Source organism: Cellulomonas xylanilytica, assembly GCF_007989805.1.
Classification (GTDB): Bacteria; Actinomycetota; Actinomycetes; order Actinomycetales; family Cellulomonadaceae; genus Cellulomonas; species Cellulomonas xylanilytica.
Genome location: NZ_BJUB01000012.1, coordinates 76,025 through 99,951 on the forward strand (window position 1 = coordinate 76,025; position 23,927 = coordinate 99,951).

The window sequence follows — 23,927 nt, forward strand, 5'->3', positions numbered from 1 at the left end:
AGTGGACGGCCCGGGAAGATGCTTGCGCCCCACAACCTTGGCACTGTCATGGCCCGTACCCCCGCGACGCGCGTGAGCGTCGGCTTCGTCCTGCTGCTCTCGGCACTCACCGCCCTCGGGCCCTTCACCTTTGACACCTACCTCGCCGCCTTCCCGGAGATCGCCGACGACCTGAACACGACCGCCGCCGCGGTCCAGCTGACCATCGCGGCGTCCCTGGCCGGGCTGGCCCTCGGGCAGCTGCTCATCGGGTCCGTCTCCGACGCCTACGGCCGCCGCCGGCCGCTGCTCGGCTCCCTCGTCGTGTACGTGCTGACGTCCGTGGGCCTGGTCCTCGTGCAGAACATCACCGCGTTCACCGCGCTGCGGTTCGTGCAGGGCTTCACCGCCGCCGCCGGGATGGTGCTGTCGCTGGCCGTGGTGCGGGACAAGTTCGAGGGTCTCGCCGTCTCCAAGGTGATGGCCCGGCTGATGCTCGTCGTCGGGGTCGCCCCCATCCTGGCGCCGACGATCGGCGCGCAGCTGCTGCTCGTCGGCTCCTGGCGCCTGATCTTCGTGTTCCTCGCCGCCACCGGCGCCGTGCTGTTCGTCGTCGCGTCGTTCGCGCTGCGCGAGTCGCTCCCGGTGGGGCTGCGGCGCACCGGTGGGACGGGTGCCGCGCTGCGCACCTACCGTGACCTGCTGGTCGACCTGCCGTTCCTCGGCCTCGCGCTCATGTCCGCGTTCTACCTGTCGGCCATGTTCACCTACGTGGCGTCCTCGACGTTCGTGTTCCAGGACGGGTACGGCCTGACGCCCCAGCAGTTCGGCTGGGTGTTCGCCGCCGGCGCGGTCGCGATCACCGCGGGCTCGCAGATCAACGGTGCTCTGGTCGGTCGCTTCCGCCCCGAGCAGATCCTCTCCGGAGCGGTCGGGGTCGGCGTGGTCCTCGGCCTCTCCCTGTTCGCGACGACTCTCCTGGGTGCCCCGTTCTGGCCCGTGACCGTGCTGCTGGTGCTCACCCTGGGCACCGCCGGCTTCGTCCTGCCGTCCGCCCCGGCCATCGCGCTGGCGTCCAACCCGCACCGCGCCGGGTCCGCCGCCGCCCTGCTCGGCGCGCTCCAGTTCGGGCTCGGGGCGGTCATCGCGCCGCTCACCAGCATCAACGGCACCCCGAGCGCGGTCAGCATGGGCGCCGTGATGGCCGGGGTGATCGTCGTCGCCGCCGTGCTGCTCGTCTTCGTCCGCCGCTCCTGGGCGCGTACCGCGCTCGAGGAGGCCGACGCGGTGGTCGCGGCGGCGGAGCCCGACGCGGTCGCGGATGCCGCCGCGCCGCGTGCCGCTGTCGTCGAGGCTGAGGACGTCGTCGGCGAACCCGCCCGGGCCTGACGGCGGGTCGTCACCGGATCGATATCGCAGGACCCCGAAACTCTGTGGCGCACGTCACATCGGCGACCTAATCTGAGCAGTACGCGCTCGATGAAGGACGCACGATGAGCTGGATGATGCTGGCCGCTGTGATGTTCGTCCCGGCGCTCGTCTTCGGTGCCATCTGGCAGCTGTTCCCGTCGCCCGACGAGCCGCCGCGATGGCGCACGTTCCTGGCCAACCGGCTGGAGCACCTGGCTGACCGGATCCGTCCCCACCGGCCCCCCGAGTACGACCCGTTCACCACCCTGCGTGTGCAGGAGCGGCTCAGCGTCGTCGCGGACCACGTCCGGGCGCTCGAGCTGGACCCGCGCACCTTCGCCCGCGCCGAGCGGATCATCGCGTCGCAGCTCGCCTACGACCAGCTGCTGGTCGAGGCGTGCCACCTCGCGGGCGTGGAGGTGCAGCCGGCCGCGAAGGGCGACCCGGCCGAACGGTTCCGCGAGGAAGTCGAGCTCGCCGCCCGCGGCTGGGCCTGGTGAGGGTCAGCCCGGTCAGCCCGCCCGGACGGTGAGCGTGCTGGGGCCGGCCGCCGTCGGGCGGATCTCGATGCGGTCCGCGATGGACTGCTTGAGCACCTCCACGTGCGAGACGACGCCGACCACGCGACCACCCGCCCGGAGCCGCCCGAGCTCGGCCAGCACGGCATCGAGCGTGTGCGGGTCGAGCGACCCGAACCCCTCGTCGACGAACAGCGTGCCGAGGTCGATCCCGCCGGCCTCCGCCGTCACGACGTCGGCCATGCCGAGCGCCAGGCACAGGGACACGTAGAAGGTCTCGCCGCCGGAGAGCGTGCGCGGGTCCCGCGCCTGCTCGGTGCGATGGTCGATGACGCGCATCGCCAGCCCGGTGTTCCGCGCCCGGACGTCCTCCTTCTCGTCGCTGCGGACCAGCTCGAACCGGCCGTCCGACATGACCAGCAGGCGCTCGTTCGCCGCGGCGACGACGTCCTCGAAGCGGCGCATCAGCACGAAGGTGGCCAGGGACAGGTTCCGCGCGTTGTCGCCCCCGCCACCGCCCGTCAGGTCGGCGAGCCGGCTGACCGGACCGGCGGTCCCCAGCGCGTCGGCGAGGGCGGTCGCCGACGCGACCACTGCGTCCCCCGCGACGGCGGCGGCGGCGGAGCGCTCCTCCGCGACCCGGGCCTCGCCCGCGGTCCGCTCCGCCTCCAGCCGCGCGGCTGCCTCCGCGGTCGCGGCCGCGTCGACGTCCACCACGAGGTCGTCGGCGAGGGCCGCGATCTCCGGCTCGGCCAGCCCTGCGGTCACCCGGTCGAGCCGGGTGGCGTAGCCCGTCACGACGCGGTCGAGGTCCGCCAGCGCGCCCGCGTCGAGCGCCGCCGCGCGCGCGTCGTCGGCCGAGTCGAACCCGTGCGCGTCGAGGCCCTCGGCCAGCTCGACCTGCCGACGGCCGGCCTCGTCCTGGGCGGCGTCCTGCTCCACCAGCGCGTCGAGCACGGTGGCCGACGCCGCGACGCGTTCGAGCAGCTCCGCGTGCCGTGCGACGACCGTCGGGTGCTCCCCGCGGCCGACGACGACCTCCGCCTCGGCGGCGTCGAGGTCCAGGAGCGTCACCTCCAGCGTCGCCCGCTCCCCCGCGAGCCGGGCGACGGCGGCGGACCGCTCGGTCTCCCGGGCGCGCGTCTGCGCGTCGAAGTCGTCGAGCGCGGGGACCAGCCGGGCGACGTCCGTCTCTGCCGCACGCGACCGCGCGAGCGCCGCACGTGCCTCGTCGCACCGCTGCGTGGCGTCCTGCACCGTCCCGCTGCCGACGCGGCCGCGGAGCGCGCCGACGCGCTCCTCCAGGACGCTGCACCGCTCGGCCGCGGCACGCAGCGAGCTCTCGGCGGCCGCCCGGGCCGTCTCCGCCTGCTCGACCTGCTCGGCGGACACGTGGTCGGCACCGAGGACCGCCTTGGCAGGGTGCTCGGCGGACCCGCACACCGGGCAGGCGTCACCGGGGTCGAGCCGGGCGGCCAGCTCCCCGGCCAGGCCCGCGATCCGCGCCGCACGCAGGTCCCGCTCCGCGTCGAGCGCGACGGCTGCGGCAGCACCGGCCGCGGTCCGGGCGGCCAGCGCCTCGGCGAGGGACCGCTCCGCGGCGGCCAGGTCGGTGTGCGCAGCGACGGTCTCGATCGCCGCAGCCAGGTCGGAGGCGCGCTCACCGGCGGAGGCCGCCCGTGCCCGTGCCTCCTCCAGCTCCGTCAGCAGGGCAGCCCGCCCGGCCGGCCGGGTGGCGAACCACGCGTCGTCCGCCGCGAGGGCCGCGACCAGGTCGTCGACGGTGTCCCGTGTCCGGCGCACCGCACGGCGACGCGACGTCAGCCCCGCCTCGACCTCGACCAGCCGGGCGAGCGCACCGGCCGCCTCGGCCGACGAACGCCCCGCGGCCTGCACGTGCGTCCGCAGGTCGGTGCCACGCGGGGGCGTCGCGATGTCGTCGGGTGCCCCGTCCAGCGCGGCGGTCACGGTCTTGCGGGCGGCGTCCAGAGCCGTGGCGGCCCGCTCGGCTCCCGCCAGCAGCGGCCGGACCGCCTGGGCCGCCCGTGCGGCGGCGAGCTGCAGGACGGCCTCGGCGTTCAGGTCCGCGGCCGCGTCCAGCGCCGCACGCTCCGTCCGCAACGTCGTCCGACGACGGAGCAGCGCGTCCGTGGCGGTCGACCGGTCCAGCTCCGCGCGCGCAGCGCCGCGCACCGCATCGGCCGCGACCGCTGCCGCACGTGCACCGGCGGCCCACGCGTCGAGCTCGTCGGTCCGTCCGGCCACCACCGACCGCACCGCAGCCACGAGCCCGTCACCGCGCAGGACGGCGTCGTCGATCGCCTGCCGGACGTCCGCCGCCTCGTCGTCGGCGAGCCGCGCCGCCCCGACCAGCTGCGACGCCCCGGACGACAGCGCCACCCGGGCCGCGGCGCTCGCCCGGTCGCTCTCCCGACGCATCTCCGCCAGCCGGGACGCCAGCCGCTCGTACACCTCGGTGCCGAAGATCTTCTGCAGCAGCACCCGCCGGTCCTCGGGCTTGGCACGCAGGAAGTGCGCGAACTCGCCCTGCGGCAGCACGATCGTCTGGACGAACTGGGTGCGGTCCAGGCCGACGGCCTTCTGGATCTCGGCGCCGACCTCGTCCAGCCGGTTGCCCAGCGGCACGCCGACCGCGTCGAGGGTCGCCGGGTCGAGGTCCGTCCCGGCGGGCAGGCGCCACGCCTTCACCGACGCGTTCGCCGTGGTGGTGCCGCTCCCGCGCCGCTTCGCCCGCTGGTACGCGGGGGTGCGCCGCACGCGGTAGATGCCGGCAGGCACCTCGAACACCAGGTCGACCACGCTCTCGACGTCGTCCGCCGCGTACGCCGAGCGCAGCCTGTCCTCCGACGCCTCGCTGGACGCGACCTTGCCGTACAGCGCGAACACGATCGCGTCGATCAGCGTCGACTTGCCCGAGCCGGTCGGCCCCTCCAGCAGGAACAGCCCGGCCTGGCCGAGCGCGTCGAAGTCGACGGTGTGCCGGCCGGCGAACGGCCCGATGGCCTGGAGCGTGAGGGTGCGCAGGTGCATCAGGCGCTCCGCTCCCACCCGGCGACGTCCTCGTACGCACGGCGCAACACGTCCGCCTCGGCGGGCGTCGGGCCGTGGCCGGTGACGTGCGCGAGGAAGTCGGCGGTCACGTCGAGCGGGTCGTGCGCCGCCGTGACGACCGCCGTGCGCGAGGAGCCCGCCGACGGCGCCGCGCGGTGGTGCACCACGAGCGCGTGCGGGAAGCGCTGCTTGACCCGGCGGTACAGGTCCTCCGGGCGGTGCGGGTCCGTGACGGTCACCCGCGTCCACGCATCGGTGTGCGGTGCCCCCGCCGCGCCGAGCAGCTCCTCGAGGGTGCCCGTGACGTCGGCGAGCCGGCGCGGCACCGGCGCGGTGACCAGCGAGGTCCGCACCTGACCGCCCGACAGGTCCACCAGGACCGTGGACTTGGCGTGGTGCTGCTCCGAGAACGAGTACGCGAGCGGCGACCCGCTGTAGCGCAGGACGGTGCCGTCGACGCCTGACACCGTCTGCGGTCCGTGCAGGTGGCCCAGCGCCACGTAGTCCGCGCCCGCGAACACACCGGCGGGGACCTGGTCCACGCCGCCGACGCGGATGTCGCGCTCGGAGTCCGTCGGGGCGCCGCCGATGACGAACGCGTGAGCCGCCACCACCGCCCGCGGGCAGGCAGCACCGCGGCGCGCCGCGAGGTCGTCCCGGACCCGTCGCATCGCCGCCGCGGCCACCGCCTGGTGCGAGCGGGCCAGCAGCTCGGGACCGTCGGCCAGCTCGACCCGCGCGAAGTCCGGGTCCAGGTACGGGATGCCGTACACCAGCACGTCGCCCGCGTCGTCGGGGAGCACCACCGGCTCCGCGAGGCCCGCGACGCGCGTGCGCAGCCGGACCCGGTCCCGCATCAGGGCCGACCCGAAGCCCAGCCGCGTCGCCGAGTCGTGGTTGCCCGACGTCACGACCACCGTGGTGTGCTCGGCCAGGCGGGCGAGCGTCTCCGACAGGAGCGTCACGGCCTCGACGGGCGGGATCGCACGGTCGTACACGTCCCCCGCGACCACCACGGCGTCGACCTGCTCGGCGCGCACGACGTCGACCAGGTGGTCCAGGTACGCCGCCTGGTGGTCGATCAGGTCGACCCCGTGCAGCGACCGGCCCAGGTGCCAGTCCGACGTGTGCAACAACCGCATGCCGCGAACGTAAACCAGCCCACCGACAGACCGGCCGACCAGGGCCGGGTGTGGCGTCAGACGGACGTCACAGGCTCCGCGGGGAGCTCACCGCTGAGCCCGACCATGTCCAGCACGTCGCGCAGCACGCGGTGCGGGTCCAGGAGCGTGACGGGGATGCCCGCCTCGGACGCCGCGAGGTGCAGCTGCAGCACGAAGGCGATGCCCGACGAGTCGATGAAGGTCGCGTCGGTCGAGTCGATCACCACCGGCAGCCCGCTGACCAGGGCCAGTCCCATGCAGGCGCTCGCCTCGTCGCGCAGCGCGGCGTCGATCTCCCCGACGAGGACGATGACGGTCCGCGCGTCCTGGGCATCGACCCTGATGGTCCCGGCGGCAGCCGCGTGATCGATCACGAAAACTCTCCTCAGTGCTGACCCCCGTCGCCGGACCTGCTTCCCGGCGGGTAGACGCTACCCGTCCTGCTGGAAGGCGCCATCCGAACTGTGAGAACGGACGTGGACGCCGGGCGGTTCCCCGCAGGCGCGGGCTAGCCTCGTGCGATGGCCCATCACGAGCTCCCCGCCAGCCACGCCGACCTGCTGGAGCGCCCCACCTTCGCGCACCTGGCCACGGTCGCCCCGGACGGCTCCCCGCACAGCAGCGTCATGTGGTTCGAGTGGGACGGCGAGGTGCTGCGGTTCACGCACACGTCGACCCGCCAGAAGTTCAAGAACCTCCAGCACGAGCCTCGCGTCGCCATCTCGATCCACGACCCCGAGAACCCGTACCGGTCGCTCGAGGTCCGCGGCACCGTCGTGGAGACGGTTCCCGACGACGAGGTCGCCAGCTTCTACAAGTCGCTGCAGGCGCGGTACGGCGAGGACTACGGGATCACCGACGCCGCGAAGCGCGTGATCCTCACGGTCCGCCCGGACACCTTCGTCACCAAGTAGCTCACTCGCTCTCGGGCTCGGTCACGTCCGAGACCGTTGCGTCCAGCGCGCGCACCAGCTGGGCTCCGTCGACGGTCGCGGCGACGCCGTGCGCCCCGCCGCCGATGGACACGGTCCGCTCCCGGACGCGCGAGTCGGCGACGACCGGCCACGCCACGAGCGAGCCGAACGGCGTGATCGTCCCGCGCTCGTAGCCCGTGACGTCCTTCGCGGTGGCCGCGTCGGGCATCGAGAGGCGCGACACCCCGAGCAGCGCGCGCAGCTTGGGCCACGAGATGGTCCGTCCGCCGGGCACCAGCACGAAGAGGAAGTCGTCGTCGCCGCGGCGCACCACGATCGTCTTGACGACGCCGGCGGGGTCGATGCCGCGCGCCTGCGCCGCCTCCGCCAACGAGCCGACGCGTCCGTGCCGGGTGACCTGGAACTCGATGCCCGACGACTCCAGGCCCGCGAGCGCCCGGCGCTCCCCGTCGGTCGGTGCGGCTGCGTCACTCATCCGGTCACTGTAGGACCGGCTCGTCGCCACCCGCCTCCTGCGGGAGGGCCGTGGAACACCGTTGCGACCCTGGGCGGGCCGACCACCCCAACGGTTCCGACGTGGTGTTCGTTCTCTCTGTGACAGCTCGTCCGCACGGCAAGGGGGTGACGCATGGCCGCCTGGGAGCAGGTGCTCGAGGAGGTGCTGCGCGACCGGCGCTCGGCGCTGGTCGGCTACGCGGCCCTGTTCACCCTCGACCGGGGTGATGCGGAGGACCTCGCGCACGACGCGATCATCCGCACCTTCGCGAAGCGGCGCGCACTGACGGACGTGTTCTCCGCCGAGGGCTATGTGCGTGCCGTCATCCGCACGATGTACATCGACTCCACACGGCGCTCGGTCTCCTGGCGCGCCAAGGTGCACCTGCTTGCGGAGACCGGGCACGCCCCGTCGCCCGAGCGCGCCACGGAGGCCGTCCTGGACGTCCGCGCGGCGCTCGCCGGCCTGGCGCCGCGTGAGCGGGCCGTCGCGGTGCTGCGGTTCTTCGACGACCTCACCGTCCCGGAGATCGCGCACGAGCTCGACCTGAGCACGGGCGCCGTGAAGAGGTACCTGTCCGACGCCACCGCGAAGCTCCGCAGCGTGCTCGGGCCGGACGCCCTGCCCGACGAGACCTCCGTCGTCCGCCCTGTCACCCCTGTCCGGACCGGAAGGAGCGAGCCATGACCGCCCCGCTGCGCGACCTCCTCGGAGAGCTCGCCGACCACGAGGCCCGCATCTCCGCTTCCTCGGCACCCGACGCCGGAACAGAGGCTCTGCACATGCGTACCCGGATCCGTCGTCTCCGCGCTCGTCGCCTCGCTGCCGTCTCAGTGGGAGCCGCGGCCGTCGTCGCGGTCGGCATCGTCACCGCCAACGCCGTCACGGCACCGCCCGCCCTCCTGCCGGTGGCGCCGGAGCCGAGCGCGTCGGTGACGTCGAGCCCCTCCCCGTCGCTGCCGCCGTCGCCGTCGCCGTCGCCGTCCACCGTCAGCCCGTCACCGACGGCGACGCCTCCGGTCGTCGTCGAGACACCGCCTGCCGCCCTGCCCCAGGCGGCGGACGTCACGCACGGCAACGAGGTGTGGGGCACGTACGTGGCGGTCGTCGACTCGTTCGAGTCCCCGACCGCGCTCGCCGCCAAGGAACGCATCACCGAGCTCGGGTACCAGTCCTCGGGCGGCGACATCGGGTGCGACCAGGGTGCGGCTGAGACGCTCGGGCTCCCGCAGGACGTCATGGTCGTGGCGTCGTACTTCGCGACGGAGCAGGACGCGGCCCTGTTCGCGCAGATGTACGGGCCGGACGCGCTGGGCATCGCGAAGGTGACGCTCTACTGCCTCGACTGACGACGAGGCGGCACGCCTGAGCACGCGCCGCGGTGCCGCACCTGCGTCCTTCCGACATGCTGGGTCGGACCGACGAGAGGACGTGCATGCTGACCAGCCTGATCCTGGGCGTCGTCCTGATGAACGTCCTGGCGCTGGCGCTCGTCGTCGCCCGCAGCCGGGTGTACCGCACACCGCTGTACCGGCCCATGCTGCTGAACCTCGCGCTGTCGGTCGCGCCCCTGCTGGTCCTGGTGGGCGGGCTCGCGTTGACGGTCACGGCCGGGCTCGTCGTGCCCCGACCCGTGGTCGTGGCGCTGCTGGTGCTCGTGGGGCTCGTCTGGCTGCTCCTGCTGCCGAACGCGGGGTACCTGATCACCGAGCTCAACCTCAGCCACCGTCGCGACGGGGACGGCGTGCCGATGTGGTTCGACGTCGTTCTCGTGATCTCGCTCGCGATGTCGGGGGTGCTGAACACGGTGCTCAACGTGTTCGCCGCACAGCTCGTGTGGGTGCTCCAGGTGCACGGTGACGAGGCGGCGCCGCTGCAGAGCCTGGACGCGCGCCTGATCGTCGTCGCCATCCTGGTGCTGGTCTCGTTCGGGATGTACCTCGGCCGCTCGGTGCGGCTGAACAGCTGGGACGTCCGGCACCCCCGCTCGCTCGTCACGAAGGTGGTGGACCACCTCCGCGGGCCCGGTGCGGTGGGCACCCTGCTCGGCTTCACGTTCCTGCACGCCCTGTTCCTCGGGATCATCTACCTCGTGGTCGTCGGTCCGGTGGTCGCGGGGCTGATCGCCCTGGAGCAGGCGCGATGACCGACGACGTCCTGAGGCTCGCGCGCATGGCGGGGCGGAGCCGATGACGACGAGCGTCCGCCTGCTCTGGGACATGGTCGACGGGCCGATGCCGCGCGGCCTGCTGGGCGTCGGCAGCGGCGACCTGACGAGCACGGACACCGAGCACGTGCTGTACCTGGGCGGCTTCTCGACGACGTTCCGCAACCGGTTCTACCGCGCGACGGCGCCGCGCGGTGCGGACCTGGCGTCGGCCGGGTGGACGGTCGACGTCGACGCGCGCGGACGCGCCCGGCCGCTGGTCGCCGATCCACCTCGCGGGGCGTGGGACCGCGGCGGCATGCACACGCCGAGCTACCTGCCTGCCGGCGACGGCACCCCGGCCCGGATCTACTACGCGGGCCGGCGTGGTCGCCGCCACGTCGGCGCCGGAAGCTCGTACGCGATCGGGGTCCTGGAGCACAGCGGTGGCACGTGGCGCCGGCGCAGCCGGCCCGTCCTCACCGGCAGCGGGTACCGCAGCAGCGTGCTGGAACCTCTCGTCGTCCGTGCCGGCGAGAGGCATCACCTCTGGTACCTCGCCACGCCGCACGAGGTCGCCCCCGGGGAGCAGCCGGACTACCAGCTCATGTCGACGTCGAGCGAGGACGGCCTGACCGGGTGGACCGCGCCCGAGGTCTTCTGCACGGCCGCGGAGGGGTTCTTCGACAACGCGGTGATCCGCACCGGGGCCGGGTGGCTCATGGTCCTCGCGCGCGGCACCAACCTGCACGGGACGACGCCCTACCCGGAGCAGGGCCTCTGGGTCATGACGGCGTCCGAGCCGAGCGTGCACCGCGCGGACTGGGGGGCGCCGAGGCGACTCCTGGACACGGGTGCGCCGGGCACACCCCGCTGGATGGGCCGCGGCGTCTGCGACCCCACCCTCGGGTTCTCCGACGACGGGCGTCTCACGGTCGTGCTGACCGGGACGGCCGACGCACCTCCCTGGCCGAGGCTGCTGGTGTCGCGCCTCCTTTATCGCCGACGGCTTCCCCCGCCGGCCCCCTTCTACCTGGCCACCGGCTCCGTCACGCTGGACCTGCCGTGACGGCCGTCGACGCCACCTGCGTGCTCGCATCCGCTGCGCTCGGGGTGCGCGTGTCGGACCCGCAGACGCTCGGCGGCTCCGACCGATCCCTGGTCCTGCGCTGCGCCACCCCGACGGGCGCTGTGGTGGTCAAGAAGTACCCCGACGGCTCGTCGAGTGCGTTCGCGCGGGAGGTCGCCGGGCTGACCGCACTCCAGCGCACACCCGACCTCCTCGCTGTCGACCGTGCGCACGGGCTGATCGTCATGAGCGACCTGGGCACCGGCCCGACGCTGGCGGACCTGCTGCTCGGTGACGACCGTGCGGCCGCCTGGTCGGGCGCGCTGGCGTGGGTCGAGGGCCTGGCGGACACGCTCGGTCGGTCGCCGGCCGCGATCCCGGCGTTCGAGGACGCGCTCGGTGACCTGTCTGCGGACGAGCCGTCGGCCGCGGCCCGGACCGGTGCACGCATGCTCCTCGACGACGTCCTCGGCCTGCCCGCCGACCCCGGGCTCGACGCGGAGCTCGACCTGATCGGGACGCTCGACCACCGCGACCCGGCCTCGGACGTCGTCTCCCCCACCGACACGTGCCCGGACAACGCGGTCCGCACGGCGGGCGGCTGGCGCTTCCTCGACCTGGAGGGCGCGACGGTGCACCACGCGGCGTACGACGCGGCCTACGCGGCGATGCCGTTCTCCACGTGCTGGTGCGTCTTCGACCCGCCCCCGGGGTTCACCGACGAGCTCCTCGACCGCTTCACGACGACGCTCGGCACCCACCTTCCCGACCTCGTGCGCGAGCCGGGCTGGGCGCGGTCGGTCGACGTCGCGTCGGCGTCGTGGATCCTGGCGATGACCGGCTGGCTCCTCCTCGGCGCCGACGAGGACCGGCAGCGGACCGGTCCGGTCGGTGTCTCGTCGCCGACCTACCGGCAGCTGCTCACCACGCGGTGGCGGTGGGGAGCGGTCCGGCTGCGGTCGACGCTGCCCGTCGTCGCCGGCCTGCTGGGCAGCGCCGCGGCGTGGGCCGACGACGAGTGGGGGACGTCGGCCGCACCCGTCGGGCCGTACCGCGCGTTCGCCCAGGACGAATGAACGAGCGGTCCGCGGCCCGCACCTGGGAGACTGGGACGTCGTGACCACGCCGCCCCCCTCCCCCGTCGACCCGCCCGGGTCCGGTGCGGGGCGACCCCCGAGACGGCGGGGACCCCGCCGCCGCAAGCCGGCGCCGGAGCACGCACAGCAGCGCTCCGAGCGCACCCCGGACCAGCAGGGCCGACGTCCCTCGGGGCAGCGTCCGGCGAGCCGCGGGAGGTCGGGTCGCGACGACCCCGCGCGCGCTGCCGCCCGCCGGGAGCGGGCCACGGAGATCCGCCGAGCCGTCGACCTCCCGCCGATCGTCTATCCCGAGCAGCTCCCGGTCAGCGCCCGTCGCGCCGAGATCAGCGACGCGCTGCGCGACCACCAGGTCGTCGTCGTCGCCGGTGAGACCGGGTCCGGCAAGACGACGCAGATCCCGAAGATCGCGCTGGAGCTGGGGCGGGGCCGCGCCGGGCAGATCGGCCACACGCAGCCGCGTCGGATCGCCGCCCGCAGCGTGGCCGAGCGGATCAACGAGGAGCTGGTCGGTGACGCGCCCCTCGGCGGGATCGTCGGGTACCAGGTGCGGTTCACCGACGAGTCGAGCGAGTCGACCCTGGTCAAGGTCATGACCGACGGCATCCTGCTGGCGCAGATCCAGCGGGACCCGATGCTGTGGGCCTACGACACGCTGATCATCGACGAGGCGCACGAGCGGTCGCTCAACATCGACTTCATCCTCGGCTACCTGACGCGGCTGCTCCCCCAGCGGCCGGACCTCAAGGTGGTGATCACGTCCGCGACGATCGACTCCGCTCGCTTCGCGCGGCACTTCGCGTCCGCGGACGGGGAGCCCGCGCCGGTCGTGGAGGTCAGCGGGCGCACGTACCCGGTCGAGATCCGCTACCGACCGCTGTCGCCGGACGTGGAGGAGGGCGCACCGCCGACGAAGAAGCGCGCGTCGGAGGACCGCGACCCGATGACGGCGATCTGCGAGGCCGTCGACGAGCTCAGTGCCGAGGGACCGGGCGACATCCTCGTGTTCCTGTCGGGCGAGCGGGAGATCCGCGACGCCGAGGACGCCCTGCGCTCGTCGCTCGGCGTCCGCGTCAGCGACCCGCGCAGCCCGAACGCCGTCGAGCTGCTCCCCCTCTACAGCCGCTTGTCCGCCGCCGAGCAGCACCGCGTCTTCGAGCGCCACCAGAACCGGCGCGTGGTCCTGTCCACCAACGTCGCCGAGACGTCGTTGACCGTGCCGGGCATCCGGTACGTCATCGACCCCGGCACGGCCCGCATCTCGCGGTACTCGAAGGCGACGAAGGTCCAGCGGCTGCCCATCGAGCCCATCTCGCAGGCGTCCGCCAACCAGCGCTCGGGCCGGTGCGGGCGCGTCGCCGACGGCATCGCGATCCGGCTGTACTCGCAGGACGACTTCGACGCGCGGCCTCTGTACACCGAGCCGGAGATCCTTCGTACATCGCTCGCCTCGGTCATCCTGCAGATGATCGCGGTGGGTGTCGCGACGACCCCCGAGGACATCGGCGACTTCCCGTTCGTCGACCCGCCGGACACCCGCGCGGTCCGCGACGGCGTCCAGCTGCTGACCGAGCTCGGCGCGCTCGGCGACGGCCGCCTGACCGACACCGGCCGCGCGCTGGCGCAGCTGCCGATGGACCCGCGGCTGGCGCGGATGATCGTCGAGGGAGGCCGCCGGTCGGTCGCGCGCGAGGTCATGATCATCGCCGCGGCCCTGTCCATCCAGGACCCGCGCGAGCGCCCGGTGGAGGAGCGCGAGAAGGCCGACCTCTCGCACTCCCGGTTCACGGATCCCACCTCTGACCTGCTCACCTACCTCAACCTCTGGCACTACCTGCGCGATCAGCAGCGGGACCTGTCGGGGTCGGCCTTCCGCCGCATGTGCCGGTCCGAGCACCTCAACTACCTGCGCATCCGCGAGTGGCAGGACGTGGTCACGCAGCTGCGGGAGCTGGCGAAGCCGCTGGGCATCGTCGTCAACTCCCCGCGGTCCGCGCAGGAGGGCGACGGGCTCCAGCTCGAGTGGGACGGCGACCGGATCCACGTCGCGATCCTGGCCGGGCTGCTCTCCCAGATCGGGATGCAGGAGGCGACGGAGGTCGCGTCGCAGAGCAAGGGCCGTGCGCAGGGCCGGCCCGACCGCCGGGGCCGCAACGAGTACCTCGGTGCTCGGGGAGCGCGGTTCGCGATCTTCCCCGGGTCCGGCCTCGCCCGGAAGCCTCCCGCGTGGGTCATGGCCGCCGAGCTGGTCGAGACCTCGCGCCTGTGGGGCAGAGACGTGGCCCGCATCCAGCCCGAGTGGGCGGAGGAGGTGGGCGCCCACCTGGTCAAGCGGACCTACTCCGAGCCGGCCTGGTCCACCAAGCAGGGTGCCGCGACGGCCTTCGAGAAGGTGCTGCTCTACGGCGTCCCCATCGTCACGCAGCGCCGGGTGCTCTACGCCAAGGTCGACCCGGAGCACGCCCGCGAGCTGTTCGTGCGGCACGCGCTGGTGCAGGGCGAGTGGTCCACCCACCACGCGTTCTTCCACGAGAACCGTCGCCTGCTGGCCGAGGCGGAGGGCCTGGAGGCGCGCGCCCGCCGGCGCGACCTCGTCGTCGACGACGACACGCTGTTCGCCTTCTACGACGAGCGGGTCCCGGACGACATCGTCTCCAGCCGGCACTTCGACCAGTGGTGGAAGTCGGCGCGTCGCGAGAACCCCGACCTGCTGACGTTCACGCGCGAGCTGCTGGTCGGCGAGGCGGGGGCCATCGACGAGTCGGCGTTCCCGTCGCGCTGGCCGCAGGGCGACCTCCGCCTGCCACTCACGTACCAGTTCGAGCCGGGTACAGAAGCAGACGGCGTGACTGTACACATCCCGCTCTCGACGCTCGCGCGCCTCACGCCGGACGGCTTCGGCTGGATGGTTCCCGGCCTGCGCGAGGAGCTGGTGACCGCCACCATCCGCTCCCTGCCCAAACCCGTGCGCGTGCAGCTGGTCCCCGCGCCCGACGTCGCCCGCGCCGTGGACGCGTGGATGACCGAGCACACCGCCGACTGGGAGGACACCGTCCGCGCCGGCGACGCGGCGCCGTCGTTCCGCGAGGTGTTCCGTCGCGCGGTGCGCGAGCTGCGCGACGTCGACGTGCCCGACGACGCGTTCGACGACGACCGGCTGCCGCCGCACCTGCGGATGACGTTCCGGGTGGTCGGCGACCGCGGGGGAGTGGTGGACGAGGGCAAGGACCTGCTGGTCCTGCAGCGCCGCCTCGCAGCACAGACCCAGCAGGCCGTCGACGACGCGGTCCGGACCGCGGTGCGGGCGGCGATGGAGGAGGCCCGCAAGGCGACCCCGGTGGTACCAGCGCCCACGGTCGATGCGGCCCCTCAGGCCCCTGCGCCCCCGGCACCCGCCGCCGTCGACGTGGAGCGCACCGGCCTGACCACCTGGCCGGCGGACCTGCCGGAGCTGCCGGAGGTGGTCGAGGTCGGCAGGGTCCGCGCGTACCCGTCGCTGGTCGAGGAGAAGCAGACCGTCGCCGTCCGTGCGCTGGCCGACGAGTCCACCGTGGCCGAGGCGTCCCGGCGCGGGCTGCGCCGCCTCCTCCTGCTCGACGTCGGCCTGGCGACGGGCCGCGTCACGTCCCGGTGGACGGGGACCCAGGCGCTCACGCTCGCCGCCAGCCCGTATCCGAGCACGGAGGCGCTGGTCAGGGACGTGCAGCTCGCTGCCATCGAGTCCCTGATCGCGTCACCTCCCACCAGCATCCGGACGCTCGACGCCTACACCGCCCTCCGCGCAGCAGTGCGCGACCGTCTCGAGGACACCGTGTTCGCGGTGGTCACCGACCTCGTCGCGGTGCTGACCGCCTGGCGTGAGCTCGACGCGGAGGTCCGCGACCGGTCCAGCCTGGCGCTGCTGGCCACCGCCCAGGACGTCCGCGCGCAGGCGGCCCGACTGGTCCACGACGGGTTCGTCGGCGAGACCGGCGCCGACCGCCTCCCGCACCTGGCCCGCTACCTCAGGGCCGCCCGGCACCGGTTGGTCAAGGCTGCCGACAACCCGCAGCGCGACGCCGACCTGGCGTGGCAGGTGCAGGACGTCGAGACGCTCTACGACGAGGTCGCCGCCGCGCAGCCGCACGACCCCGAGGTCGCCGCCGTCCGGTGGATGCTCGAGGAGCTGCGCGTCAGCCTGTTCGCCCAGCAGCTGGGGACCCCCGTGCCGGTGTCGACCACGCGCATCAGGAAGGCCCTCACCCGGACCTCACCCGGTCGGATCTAGCACAACTGTCGTCCCATATGTGACAGTCGTCAGGACGGCCGCCGACGGGGCACGGCGACGGTCGACGCATCGACAGGGGGCAGGACATGCGCGAGCGTCTCGCCGCGCTGGTGAAGCAGGTCTGTGTCGCGGGTGACCGCCGGCAGGGCCTCGACCCCGACCTCCGGACGCGTCTGGACAATGTCCTGGCCGTGCTCCGCGACGAGCACGCCGAGCCGGGCACCACGCACGACGACCCCCTCGCGGGTCTCGCGGACGTGTTCGGCCTCGACGAGCAGGACGCCGAGCTGCTGACGATCGCCGCGGCACCGGACCTCGACGCCAACCTCGCGCTGGCGTTCGGCCTGCTGCGCGGAGGTCCGTCGCCCGCCCGGGCCACCGTCGGCCTCGCGCTCGAGCTGGCGTCCCTGCCGACGCTCTCCGGCGCCGGGCCCACGTACCTGGGTCCCGCCGCCCTGACGCGTCGGCACGGCCTGCTCGACGTCGCGCCCGCGCCCGCGCTGTGGCTGGGCCGCGAGCTGTGGGTACCCGACCGGGTGCTGGCCCACCTCGTCGGCGTCGACGAGATCGACCCGCTCCTGCGGCCGGCGCTCGTCCTGCCCGTGCCCGTGGACCGGCTCGACGTGGACGGGATCCTCGCGGCGGCGGTCACGGCGGGCGAGCCGCTGGTCTGGATCCGCTCGCCGCTCGGGTCCGGCGGCCTGTCGCTCGCCGCGGCGGCGCTGTCGGCGGCCGGGATCGGCTGCCTGGCCCTCGACCTCGCCCGCGTCGCACCCGGCGCCGACCTCCGGCACGTCCTCGCGGTGACCGCCCGGGAGGCGGCGCTGCAGGGTGCCGGGCTCGTGCTCGTGCACGCGGAGCGGCTCGCGGAGGACGACCCCGCCACCCTGTTCGCGGCGCTGGCCGAGGCCGTCGTGCCGGTCCTGGCCGTGGGTGACCGGCCCTGGCAGCCGCCCTGGCTCGCCTACCACCCGCTCGTGCTCGAGGCGCCCGCGGTGACCACCGAGGACCGCGCGCTCGTCTGGGACCGCGAGCTCGGAGCCGGGATCGCGGACCACCGCCTGGCCACCTTCCGGCTCGCGCCCGAGGTCATCGCCGACGCCGCCCGGTACGCCACCACCCTCGCCGACGTCACGGCGACGGAGATCACGGCCGACTCCGCCCGAGCCGCCGCCCGGCGCGTGGGCGGCTCGATCACGTCCGGTCCGGCGCTGGTGCCGACGCGTCCCCCGACCTTCGCCGACCTCGTCCTGCCCGACCACGTGGCCCGTCCGCTGCACCGGTTCGTGTCCTGGGCGGCACACCGCGACGAGGTCCTCGCGGACGGCCGCCTGGTCGACGTCGGGGGCAAGGGGACCGGCATCGCCGCACTGTTCAGCGGCAGCCCCGGCACCGGCAAGACGCTCGCCGCGCACGTCGTCGCCGCCGAGCTGGGCCTCGACCTGTTCCGGGTCGACCTGGCGTCGATCGTCGACAAGTACATCGGCGAGACCGAGAAGAACCTCGAACGGGTCTTCCACGAGGCGGAGAGCCTGAACGTCCTGCTCTTCTTCGACGAGGCCGACGCCCTGTTCGGCAAGCGCTCCGACGTCAAGGACGCGCACGACCGGTACGCCAACCAGGAGGTCGCGTACCTGCTGCAGCGGATGGAGAGCTTCGACGGGGTCACCGTCCTGGCCACCAACCTGCGCGGCAACCTGGACCCCGCGTTCAGCCGGCGGATGAGCTTCATCGTGCACTTCCCCGACCCGGACGTGCCCACGCGGCAGCGCCTCTGGGAGCGGCACCTCTCGCGCGTCACCACCGACCCGGCCGACCCCGTGCAGGTGGCGCACCTGGCGCAGGAGGTCGAGCTCGCGGGCGGCGACATCCGCAACATCGTGCTCGCCGCCGCGTACGACGCCGTCGCGGCCGGGGAGTCGGTCGGCATGCGGCACGTCCTGGCGGCGACCGTCGCCGAGCACCACAAGCTCGGTCGCCGCGTCCCCGAGAACGCGTTCTCACCCGACCGCGCCCGATGACTGCCCAGTGACTGCACGGTGACACGGAAGGAGGCCAGCCATGCCTGCGGAACATGACCGGACGACGCTCGAGAGGGCCCGCGAGCGGGTGGCCGTGCAGGGCGCGCCCGCCGTGCGCACCGTGGCCGTCGCACCGGTGGCCGTCCACGGCCTCGCGACGGGCGTCCAGCGCCGGTCCACCGGCGACGACCCGCTGGGCGGCACCACCGTCGCGCCCGAGATCGGCACCGCCCTGCGCCGCCGCCAGGGCGGTGGCCGGCCCCTGGAGGCCGAGCACGCCGACCGCATGGGCGCCGCGATGGGGGTCGACTTCAGCGGGGTGCGGATCCACGACGACAGCGAGGCCGACACGATCGCGCGCTCCGTGCAGGCCACCGCGTTCACCGCGGGGTCGGACGTCTACTTCACGCGCGGCACCTACACGCCGGGGACCTCCGGCGGCGACCACCTGCTGGCGCACGAGCTGGCCCACGTCGCCCAGGGCGGCGCCCCCACCGCCTCCGCGCAGGGACCCGTCATCGGCAGCGCGAACGACCCCGCCGAGGCCGCCGCCGACTCCCTGGCCGACAGCGCCGTGCGCCGGCTGCAGCGGCAGACCGCGCGCGTGTCCGCCGCGAGCGCGCCCGCTGCCGCCGAGGCACCCGGAGAGGCGCTCGCCCCGCTGCGCCGGCAGGCCGAGCAGGCCGGCACCGTGCGCCGGTGGAACCCGTTCAAGGCGCTGTTCGGCGGCAAGAAGAAGAAGCTCTCGACCACGACGCCCGTCCCGTCGCCCGTCACGACCCCGGTCGTGCCGCAGGTCGCGGTGCCGCAGGTCGCGGTCCCGCAGGTCGCGGTCCCGCAGGTGGTGGTCCCGCCCACCAAGCCGGCGAAGCCACCGCGGAGCCCCAAGCCGCTGCCGAAGGTCCCCGTCCCGCAGGTCGCCGACGCGTCCAGCACGACCACGCCGGTCACGACGCCCGAGCCCGTGTCGCCGACGTCGGCGGTCGCGGACCCGGTCGTCGCCACGGTCGCGGACCCGGTCGTCGCTACGGTCGCGGACCCGGTCGTCGCCACGGTCGCGGACCCGGTCGTGGAGACCGTCGCCGACCCCGTCGCAACAGCCGTCGTCGACCCCGCCGCGACAACCGTCGTCGACCCCGTGGCCGACCCCGTCGCAACGACCGTCGCCGACCCCTCGGTGGTCCCGACGGACGCCACGGCGTCCACGGCCCTGGTCGCACCCACGGCGACCGTGCCCGTCGTGGCCACCCCCGAGGTCGTCACGCCGCCGGCGCAGAAGCCGGCGAAGGAACGCTTCGAGGCGGCCTGCGACCCCCAGACGGCACCGGCGGACAAGGGCGTCGCGAGGACCCGGATGGACGCCCTGCGCGTGATCATCAACGGGTTCAGCGGTGCGGAGAAGAAGGCGATCTCGACCGACCCGGACGCCATGGCCAAGGGTCGCGCGCACCTGGGCGACCTGTACTACATGTCGCTGCTGGCCGCGGTCGACACGAACGTCATGAAGACGGACGACGTCGACGCGACGAAGAAGACGAAGCACCACCTGACGGGCGCCGAGGCGGACGAGTTCATCAAGACGAACATCGAGGACTACCCGCACCTCAAGCCGTTCATCGAGGCGGCGGTGGGCGCGGGGAAGAAGGGCGAGGGCTACGTCGCCAGCATCTCGCCCGAGGACTGGGCGATCGTGTACGGGGTGGAGTTCCCGCACGACTCGCAGGAGGAGCAGGAAGACACCAACGCCTACGCGTCGACCAAGAACGCGGACGGCCCGGCGATCCTGCACGCCGATCGCGGGACCCCCAGCACGGCGATCCACGAGAGCATGCACCGGTACGCACCGGACGACGTGCTGGACACGTTCGGCTTCGACCTCAACGAGGGGATCACCGAGTACTTCACGCGCATCCTGACCAACCAGAAGGCGCAGCCCGCCAAGGACGGCGGCCCCGAGCGGACCAACTACCCCGGCCAGGTGGCGTTCGTCCGCGAGATGGTCCGGATCCTCGGCGCCACCAAGGTCGAGCAGGAGACCGTGCTGGCGCAGATCTACTTCGAGGGCAAGCTCGCCCTGTTCAAGACGAAGTTCAAGGAAGCGCACGCGGCCAAGACCAGCACGCTCACCGAGGCCGAGCTGGACGACGCCTGGTCGTCGTTCAAGGGCTTCGTCGAGAATGGCGACTGGTCGGACGCCAGGACGAAGCTGCCCGCCCCGTGACGCCGACCACCGAGGAGACCCCATGACCGGCATCGCCGAGAAGCGCCGTCGCATCCTGACGCTCCTGCGACTGACCGACGACCACGCCGTCCGGGACACGGACGCGGTGCCGACGGCGGAGGACGTCGGGGCGGCCGACGCCCTGGGTCTCGACTGGCCCGACGGGCAGGCGCACGTCTCGGTGTACCTGTTCCCCGGCTACGACGAGGCCGCTGCGGCGCAGGAGCGGCTGCAGGGCTACGGCGCGCAGACGGACCTGTTCGTCGAGACGGCGGTCAACGGCGGTCTGCTGCTGTGGGCCGTGGCGCCCCGCGACGACGAGGCGGACCGGGCACGGATCGACGGCCTCGCCGGCACGTTCTCGGGCCGGGAGTGACACCGGCCGCCTCGCGTGCACGGCAGCCCGCGCCGCCCGAATGGACGGCGCGGCCCCGTGGACGGTCAGCGGGTGCGCCGGAACAGCCCCGCGGCGACCAGCCGTGCCACCACGAAGATCCCGAGGCACCAGGTGACGGCCGCGACCCACGAGTCGCCCGCCGGGACACCCAGCAGCAGACCTCGGAGCGTGTCCGTCACCGGGGTGATGGGGTTGTAGGTGGCGAGCGTCTCCAGCACGGAGGGCATGGACTCCGGCGGCACGAACGCGCTGGACACGTAGGGCAGGAACAGGATGGCGAAGGTGAAGCCGCTCGCTGCCTCGGGCCCGGACGCGACGATCCCGATGGCCACGGCCACCCAGGTCAGCGCCAGGACGAACAGCGCGATCAGCCCGATGGCGCCGAGCCACTGCACCGGTGAGGCAGCCGCGTCGAACCCGATGAGGATCGCGACGGCGAACACCAGCACGGTGGAGACCGCGTTGCGGGCCATGCTTGCCACGACGTGCCCGGTGAGGACCCCGGTCGGGCGGATGGGCAGGGACCTGAACCGGTCGATGATGCCGCCGGTCATGTCGCTGGCCACGTCGACGGCGGTCGTGGCGGACCCGTAGCCGGCGGTCAGCAGGACGATCCCCGGGACCACCCAGTTCACGTAGTCGCCCCCGGTCTGGATGGCGCCGCCGAAGACGTAGACGAAGAGCAGGAGCAGCACGACCGGCAGGATCACCGCCATGAGGACGGTGTCCAGCTGCCGCAGCGAGCGGCGCAGGCACCGGTCGATCAGGGCGGTGGTGTCGTGGGCGGTCCAGCCGAGGGCCGGGGGTGCAGCGGTCAGCGTGGTCATCAGGACTCCCGGGCGGTGACGAGTTCGGGGGCGGGCTCGGTCGGCCGGCCCGTGAGGGTGAGGAAGACGTCGTCGAGCGTGGGGGAGCGGACCTCCCAGGTGTCGACGTCGACGCCCCGGCGCTCGACGTCCGCGAGGATCCGCCGGACGTCCGGCACCGAGCCGTCGGTGGTGATGCGCTCGTCGGTGCCGTCCTTGAGGCGCAGCTCGACGTGGGCGGAGCCGACCGCTCCCTTGAGCTCGCGGGCCGTGCCATCCGCGATGACCCGTCCGTGGTCGATCACCGCGATGCGGTCGGCCAGCTGGTCGGCCTCCTCGAGGTACTGCGTGGTGAGCAGCACGGTGGTCCCGGCCGCGACGACCGACCGGATCACGTCCCACAGGTCGTTGCGGCTGCGGGGGTCGAGCCCCGTCGTCGGCTCGTCGAGGAACACCACCTGCGGCCGGGACAGCAACCCCACGGCGAGGTCGAGCCGGCGCCGCATGCCACCGGAGTAGGTCTTCACCACGCGCCGGCCCGCGTCGGTGAGGTCGAAGAGCTCGAGCAGCTCGGCGCTGCGCGAGCGGACCTCGGCACGCCCCAGGTGCGCCAGGCGCGCCATGAGGTGCAGGTTCTCGACACCCGTGAGCAGGTCGTCGACGGCCGCGAACTGGCCGGTGAGGCTGATCGCGGCGCGCACCTCGGCGGGCTGCCGGACGACGTCCTTGCCGGCGACGTGCGCGGTGCCACCGTCCGGACGCAGGAGCGTCGAGAGGATGCGCACGGTCGTGGTCTTGCCGGCGCCGTTGGGACCGAGCAGTGCGAGCACCTCGCCGGAGCCGACCTCCAGGTCGACGCCGTCGAGCACGGTCAGGTCGCCGTAGGACTTGCGCAGCCCCCGGGCGACCACGACGGGTGCAGTCATCAGGATCTCCTTCTGTGTATGGCGTAAACTGTGTGTGTACTTCATACACACTTATAGGATCACGGGTCAAGGAGGTGCCGTGGACGACGACGAGGCACGAGCAGCCGCACGGGAGGCCGAGGAGGCCCGCCGCGAGGCCGAGCTCCTGCGACGGGACCGGGAGAAGGCCGAGCGCGCCGAGGCCAAGGAGGCGGAGCGTCTCCGCCGCGACCTCGAGAAGGCCGACCGGGAGGCGCAGAAGGAGATCGAGCGCCGTGAGCGCGACCGGCTGAGGGCCGAGCAGGACGCGGTCAAGGAGGCCGAGCGCCGCGAGCGCGACCGGCTCAAGGCCGAGCAGGACGCGGTCAAGCAGGCCGAGCAGCGCCAGCGCGACCGGCTCCGCGCCGAGCAGGACGCCGTCAAGCAGGCCGAGCAGCGGCGCAGGGACGAGGAACGCGCCGCTCAGCAGGCCGTCCGCGACGCCGCCCGCCAGCTCCGCGAGGCCGAGAAGGCGCAGCGCGCGGCGGCACTCGCGCAGCAGCAGGCCGCCCGTGAGGCCGAGAAGGCTCGTCGGCACGCCATCCGCGTGGCGGGCTCGGACAGCGTCCCCGCGGACCTGCCACCGGGCATCGCGGTGCTGTGGCGCACGCCCAGCCCCGGCCGCCCCGGACCTCGGCCCGGTCTCACGCTGGAGCAGATCGCCGACGCCGGCATCGCGCTCGCGGACGCCGAGGGGATCGACGGCGTCTCGATGGCCCGGCTCGCCGAGTCGCTCGGCTTCACGACGATGTCCCTGTACCGCTACGTCTCGTCCAAGGACGAGGTGCTGAGCCTCATGTCGGACCGCGCGGCCGGCCGGCCTCCCGTCGTCGGACCCGAGGTCGGCGGCTGGCGCGAGCGGCTCGAGCTCGTGCTCGCGGTCCAGCAGCCGATCCTGTCCGCGCACCCCTGGCTGGCGCGCGCGTCCGAGGTGCTGCACGCCGTGGGGCCGGGTCGGCTCGCGTGGATGGAGGCCATGCTCTCCGCGCTCGACGGCACCCCGCTGTCCGAGCACCAGAAGGTGGGCGCGATCGGGCTGCTCGCCTCGCACACGCTGGACCGGCTGCGGGTCGAGGAGGAGCTGAGCGGCGCCGGCCGGACCGCGGCCGTCGGCACCACCGCGGCGGGTGCGCCCGCACCCGACCTGGGTGCGCTCATCGCGATGCTCGCGTCGGAGGAGGAGCACCCGGCCCTGCGGCGGGCCGCCGCGGAGGGGGCGTTCTCGTTCCCCGACGACGCCGGTTCCGACGAGGGGGAGCTCGACTTCGGGACGGTGCTCATCCTCGACGGGATCGAGCGGCTCATCGCGCTCGCCTCCTGAGCCGCCCACAGCCCACGCGTGTCCACACCCGCCGATCCCCGTGTCGGCACCCCGCGGCAGACTCG

General features: G+C 73.8%; 19 protein-coding genes. 13 read left to right on the top strand and 6 right to left on the bottom strand.

What is annotated here, in order from left to right; genetic code table 11:
* Window positions 1-48: 48 nt before the first annotated feature.
* Together CXY01_RS17465 and CXY01_RS17470 are read left to right on the top strand one after the other, a co-directional pair.
* Window positions 49-1,368: a multidrug effflux MFS transporter gene (locus CXY01_RS17465; protein ID WP_146929922.1), complete on the top strand. Its 1,320-nt coding sequence runs from the start codon at window positions 49-51 to the stop codon at window positions 1,366-1,368.
* Between the two features lie 104 nt (window positions 1,369-1,472).
* On the top strand, window positions 1,473-1,889 hold the full coding sequence (locus CXY01_RS17470; protein WP_146929925.1) for a hypothetical protein: 417 nt from the start codon (window positions 1,473-1,475) through the stop codon (window positions 1,887-1,889).
* A gap of 12 nt (window positions 1,890-1,901) precedes the next feature.
* On the opposite strand, the gene CXY01_RS17475 is transcribed toward CXY01_RS17470, so the two are convergent.
* From CXY01_RS17475 to CXY01_RS17485, 3 genes are read right to left on the bottom strand one after another with little or no spacing between them, the layout of a single operon-like run.
* On the bottom strand, window positions 1,902-4,958 hold the full coding sequence (locus CXY01_RS17475) for an AAA family ATPase (protein WP_146929929.1): 3,057 nt from the start codon (window positions 4,956-4,958) through the stop codon (window positions 1,902-1,904).
* A complete protein-coding gene (locus tag CXY01_RS17480; RefSeq protein ID WP_146929932.1) occupies window positions 4,958-6,121 on the bottom strand; it encodes an exonuclease SbcCD subunit D in 1,164 nt (387 codons plus the stop codon). Before CXY01_RS17480 ends, CXY01_RS17475 begins: the two co-directional genes overlap by 1 nt.
* Window positions 6,122-6,177: 56 nt before the next feature.
* Window positions 6,178-6,516, bottom strand: coding sequence for an STAS domain-containing protein (locus tag CXY01_RS17485; protein ID WP_246125459.1), 339 nt, complete (start codon window positions 6,514-6,516; stop codon window positions 6,178-6,180).
* Between the two features lie 147 nt (window positions 6,517-6,663).
* Between CXY01_RS17485 and CXY01_RS17490 the strand changes: the two genes are divergently transcribed.
* Complete coding sequence (locus CXY01_RS17490; RefSeq protein ID WP_146929938.1) at window positions 6,664-7,056, top strand: PPOX class F420-dependent oxidoreductase; 393 nt, start codon at window positions 6,664-6,666, stop codon at window positions 7,054-7,056.
* 1 nt (window position 7,057) lies between these two features.
* Here CXY01_RS17490 and CXY01_RS17495 read toward each other — a convergent pair whose 3' ends face one another.
* Window positions 7,058-7,552, bottom strand: coding sequence for an aminoacyl-tRNA deacylase (locus tag CXY01_RS17495; RefSeq protein ID WP_146929941.1), 495 nt, complete (start codon window positions 7,550-7,552; stop codon window positions 7,058-7,060).
* 153 nt (window positions 7,553-7,705) lie between these two features.
* On the opposite strand from CXY01_RS17495, the gene CXY01_RS17500 reads away from it, so the two are divergent.
* The 9 genes from CXY01_RS17500 (at window position 7,706) to CXY01_RS17540 (ending at window position 20,770) form a co-directional block, all read left to right on the top strand.
* The gene (locus CXY01_RS17500; RefSeq protein WP_146929944.1) at window positions 7,706-8,260 is read left to right on the top strand and encodes an RNA polymerase sigma factor; all 555 of its coding nucleotides are present in this window, start codon (window positions 7,706-7,708) and stop codon (window positions 8,258-8,260) included.
* Window positions 8,257-8,922, top strand: coding sequence for a hypothetical protein (locus CXY01_RS17505; protein WP_146929949.1), 666 nt, complete (start codon window positions 8,257-8,259; stop codon window positions 8,920-8,922). Before CXY01_RS17500 ends, CXY01_RS17505 begins: the two co-directional genes overlap by 4 nt.
* Window positions 8,923-9,008: 86 nt before the next feature.
* Window positions 9,009-9,719 (top strand): DUF1361 domain-containing protein, encoded by a 711-nt coding sequence (locus CXY01_RS17510; protein WP_186813447.1) that lies wholly within the window; start codon window positions 9,009-9,011, stop codon window positions 9,717-9,719.
* 43 nt (window positions 9,720-9,762) lie between these two features.
* Window positions 9,763-10,788, top strand: coding sequence for a hypothetical protein (locus CXY01_RS17515; protein WP_222594581.1), 1,026 nt, complete (start codon window positions 9,763-9,765; stop codon window positions 10,786-10,788).
* On the top strand, window positions 10,785-11,864 hold the full coding sequence (locus CXY01_RS17520) for a phosphotransferase (RefSeq protein ID WP_146929956.1): 1,080 nt from the start codon (window positions 10,785-10,787) through the stop codon (window positions 11,862-11,864). Before CXY01_RS17515 ends, CXY01_RS17520 begins: the two co-directional genes overlap by 4 nt.
* Before the next feature lie 40 nt (window positions 11,865-11,904).
* On the top strand, window positions 11,905-16,152 hold the full coding sequence (gene hrpA, locus CXY01_RS17525; protein ID WP_246125461.1) for an ATP-dependent RNA helicase HrpA: 4,248 nt from the start codon (window positions 11,905-11,907) through the stop codon (window positions 16,150-16,152).
* A gap of 86 nt (window positions 16,153-16,238) precedes the next feature.
* Window positions 16,239-18,173: an ATP-binding protein gene (locus CXY01_RS17530; protein ID WP_146929958.1), complete on the top strand. Its 1,935-nt coding sequence runs from the start codon at window positions 16,239-16,241 to the stop codon at window positions 18,171-18,173.
* Between the two features lie 40 nt (window positions 18,174-18,213).
* On the top strand, window positions 18,214-20,394 hold the full coding sequence (locus tag CXY01_RS17535; protein WP_146929960.1) for an eCIS core domain-containing protein: 2,181 nt from the start codon (window positions 18,214-18,216) through the stop codon (window positions 20,392-20,394).
* A gap of 22 nt (window positions 20,395-20,416) precedes the next feature.
* On the top strand, window positions 20,417-20,770 hold the full coding sequence (locus CXY01_RS17540) for a hypothetical protein (RefSeq protein WP_146929963.1): 354 nt from the start codon (window positions 20,417-20,419) through the stop codon (window positions 20,768-20,770).
* Between the two features lie 65 nt (window positions 20,771-20,835).
* Here the strand turns inward: CXY01_RS17540 and CXY01_RS17545 are convergent, their stop codons facing one another.
* Together CXY01_RS17545 and CXY01_RS17550 are read right to left on the bottom strand one after the other, a co-directional pair.
* Window positions 20,836-21,618, bottom strand: coding sequence for an ABC transporter permease (locus CXY01_RS17545; RefSeq protein ID WP_146929966.1), 783 nt, complete (start codon window positions 21,616-21,618; stop codon window positions 20,836-20,838).
* A complete protein-coding gene (locus CXY01_RS17550; RefSeq protein WP_146929968.1) occupies window positions 21,618-22,523 on the bottom strand; it encodes an ATP-binding cassette domain-containing protein in 906 nt (301 codons plus the stop codon). The genes CXY01_RS17545 and CXY01_RS17550 overlap by 1 nt, the downstream gene beginning before the upstream one ends.
* A 79-nt stretch (window positions 22,524-22,602) precedes the next feature.
* On the opposite strand from CXY01_RS17550, the gene CXY01_RS20935 reads away from it, so the two are divergent.
* The gene (locus CXY01_RS20935; RefSeq protein WP_186813448.1) at window positions 22,603-23,862 is read left to right on the top strand and encodes a TetR/AcrR family transcriptional regulator; all 1,260 of its coding nucleotides are present in this window, start codon (window positions 22,603-22,605) and stop codon (window positions 23,860-23,862) included.
* Window positions 23,863-23,927 lie beyond the last annotated feature (65 nt).

What these genes read in the sequence shown, in the direction of transcription:
- CXY01_RS17470 (WP_146929925.1), top strand. Translation starts at nt 1,473, where the DNA reads ATGAGCTGGATGATGCTGGCCGCTGTGATGTTCGTCCCGGCGCTCGTC.
- CXY01_RS17540 (WP_146929963.1), top strand. Translation starts at nt 20,417, where the DNA reads ATGACCGGCATCGCCGAGAAGCGCCGTCGCATCCTGACGCTCCTGCGA.
- CXY01_RS17500 (WP_146929944.1), top strand. Translation starts at nt 7,706, where the DNA reads ATGGCCGCCTGGGAGCAGGTGCTCGAGGAGGTGCTGCGCGACCGGCGC.
- CXY01_RS17545 (WP_146929966.1), bottom strand. Translation starts at nt 21,618, where the DNA reads ATGACCACGCTGACCGCTGCACCCCCGGCCCTCGGCTGGACCGCCCAC.
- CXY01_RS17465 (WP_146929922.1), top strand. Translation starts at nt 49, where the DNA reads ATGGCCCGTACCCCCGCGACGCGCGTGAGCGTCGGCTTCGTCCTGCTG.
- CXY01_RS17480 (WP_146929932.1), bottom strand. Translation starts at nt 6,121, where the DNA reads ATGCGGTTGTTGCACACGTCGGACTGGCACCTGGGCCGGTCGCTGCAC.
- CXY01_RS17515 (WP_222594581.1), top strand. Translation starts at nt 9,763, where the DNA reads ATGACGACGAGCGTCCGCCTGCTCTGGGACATGGTCGACGGGCCGATG.
- CXY01_RS17490 (WP_146929938.1), top strand. Translation starts at nt 6,664, where the DNA reads ATGGCCCATCACGAGCTCCCCGCCAGCCACGCCGACCTGCTGGAGCGC.
- CXY01_RS17510 (WP_186813447.1), top strand. Translation starts at nt 9,009, where the DNA reads ATGCTGACCAGCCTGATCCTGGGCGTCGTCCTGATGAACGTCCTGGCG.
- CXY01_RS17505 (WP_146929949.1), top strand. Translation starts at nt 8,257, where the DNA reads ATGACCGCCCCGCTGCGCGACCTCCTCGGAGAGCTCGCCGACCACGAG.
- CXY01_RS17535 (WP_146929960.1), top strand. Translation starts at nt 18,214, where the DNA reads ATGCCTGCGGAACATGACCGGACGACGCTCGAGAGGGCCCGCGAGCGG.
- CXY01_RS17550 (WP_146929968.1), bottom strand. Translation starts at nt 22,523, where the DNA reads ATGACTGCACCCGTCGTGGTCGCCCGGGGGCTGCGCAAGTCCTACGGC.
- CXY01_RS17530 (WP_146929958.1), top strand. Translation starts at nt 16,239, where the DNA reads ATGCGCGAGCGTCTCGCCGCGCTGGTGAAGCAGGTCTGTGTCGCGGGT.
- CXY01_RS17495 (WP_146929941.1), bottom strand. Translation starts at nt 7,552, where the DNA reads ATGAGTGACGCAGCCGCACCGACCGACGGGGAGCGCCGGGCGCTCGCG.
- CXY01_RS17475 (WP_146929929.1), bottom strand. Translation starts at nt 4,958, where the DNA reads ATGCACCTGCGCACCCTCACGCTCCAGGCCATCGGGCCGTTCGCCGGC.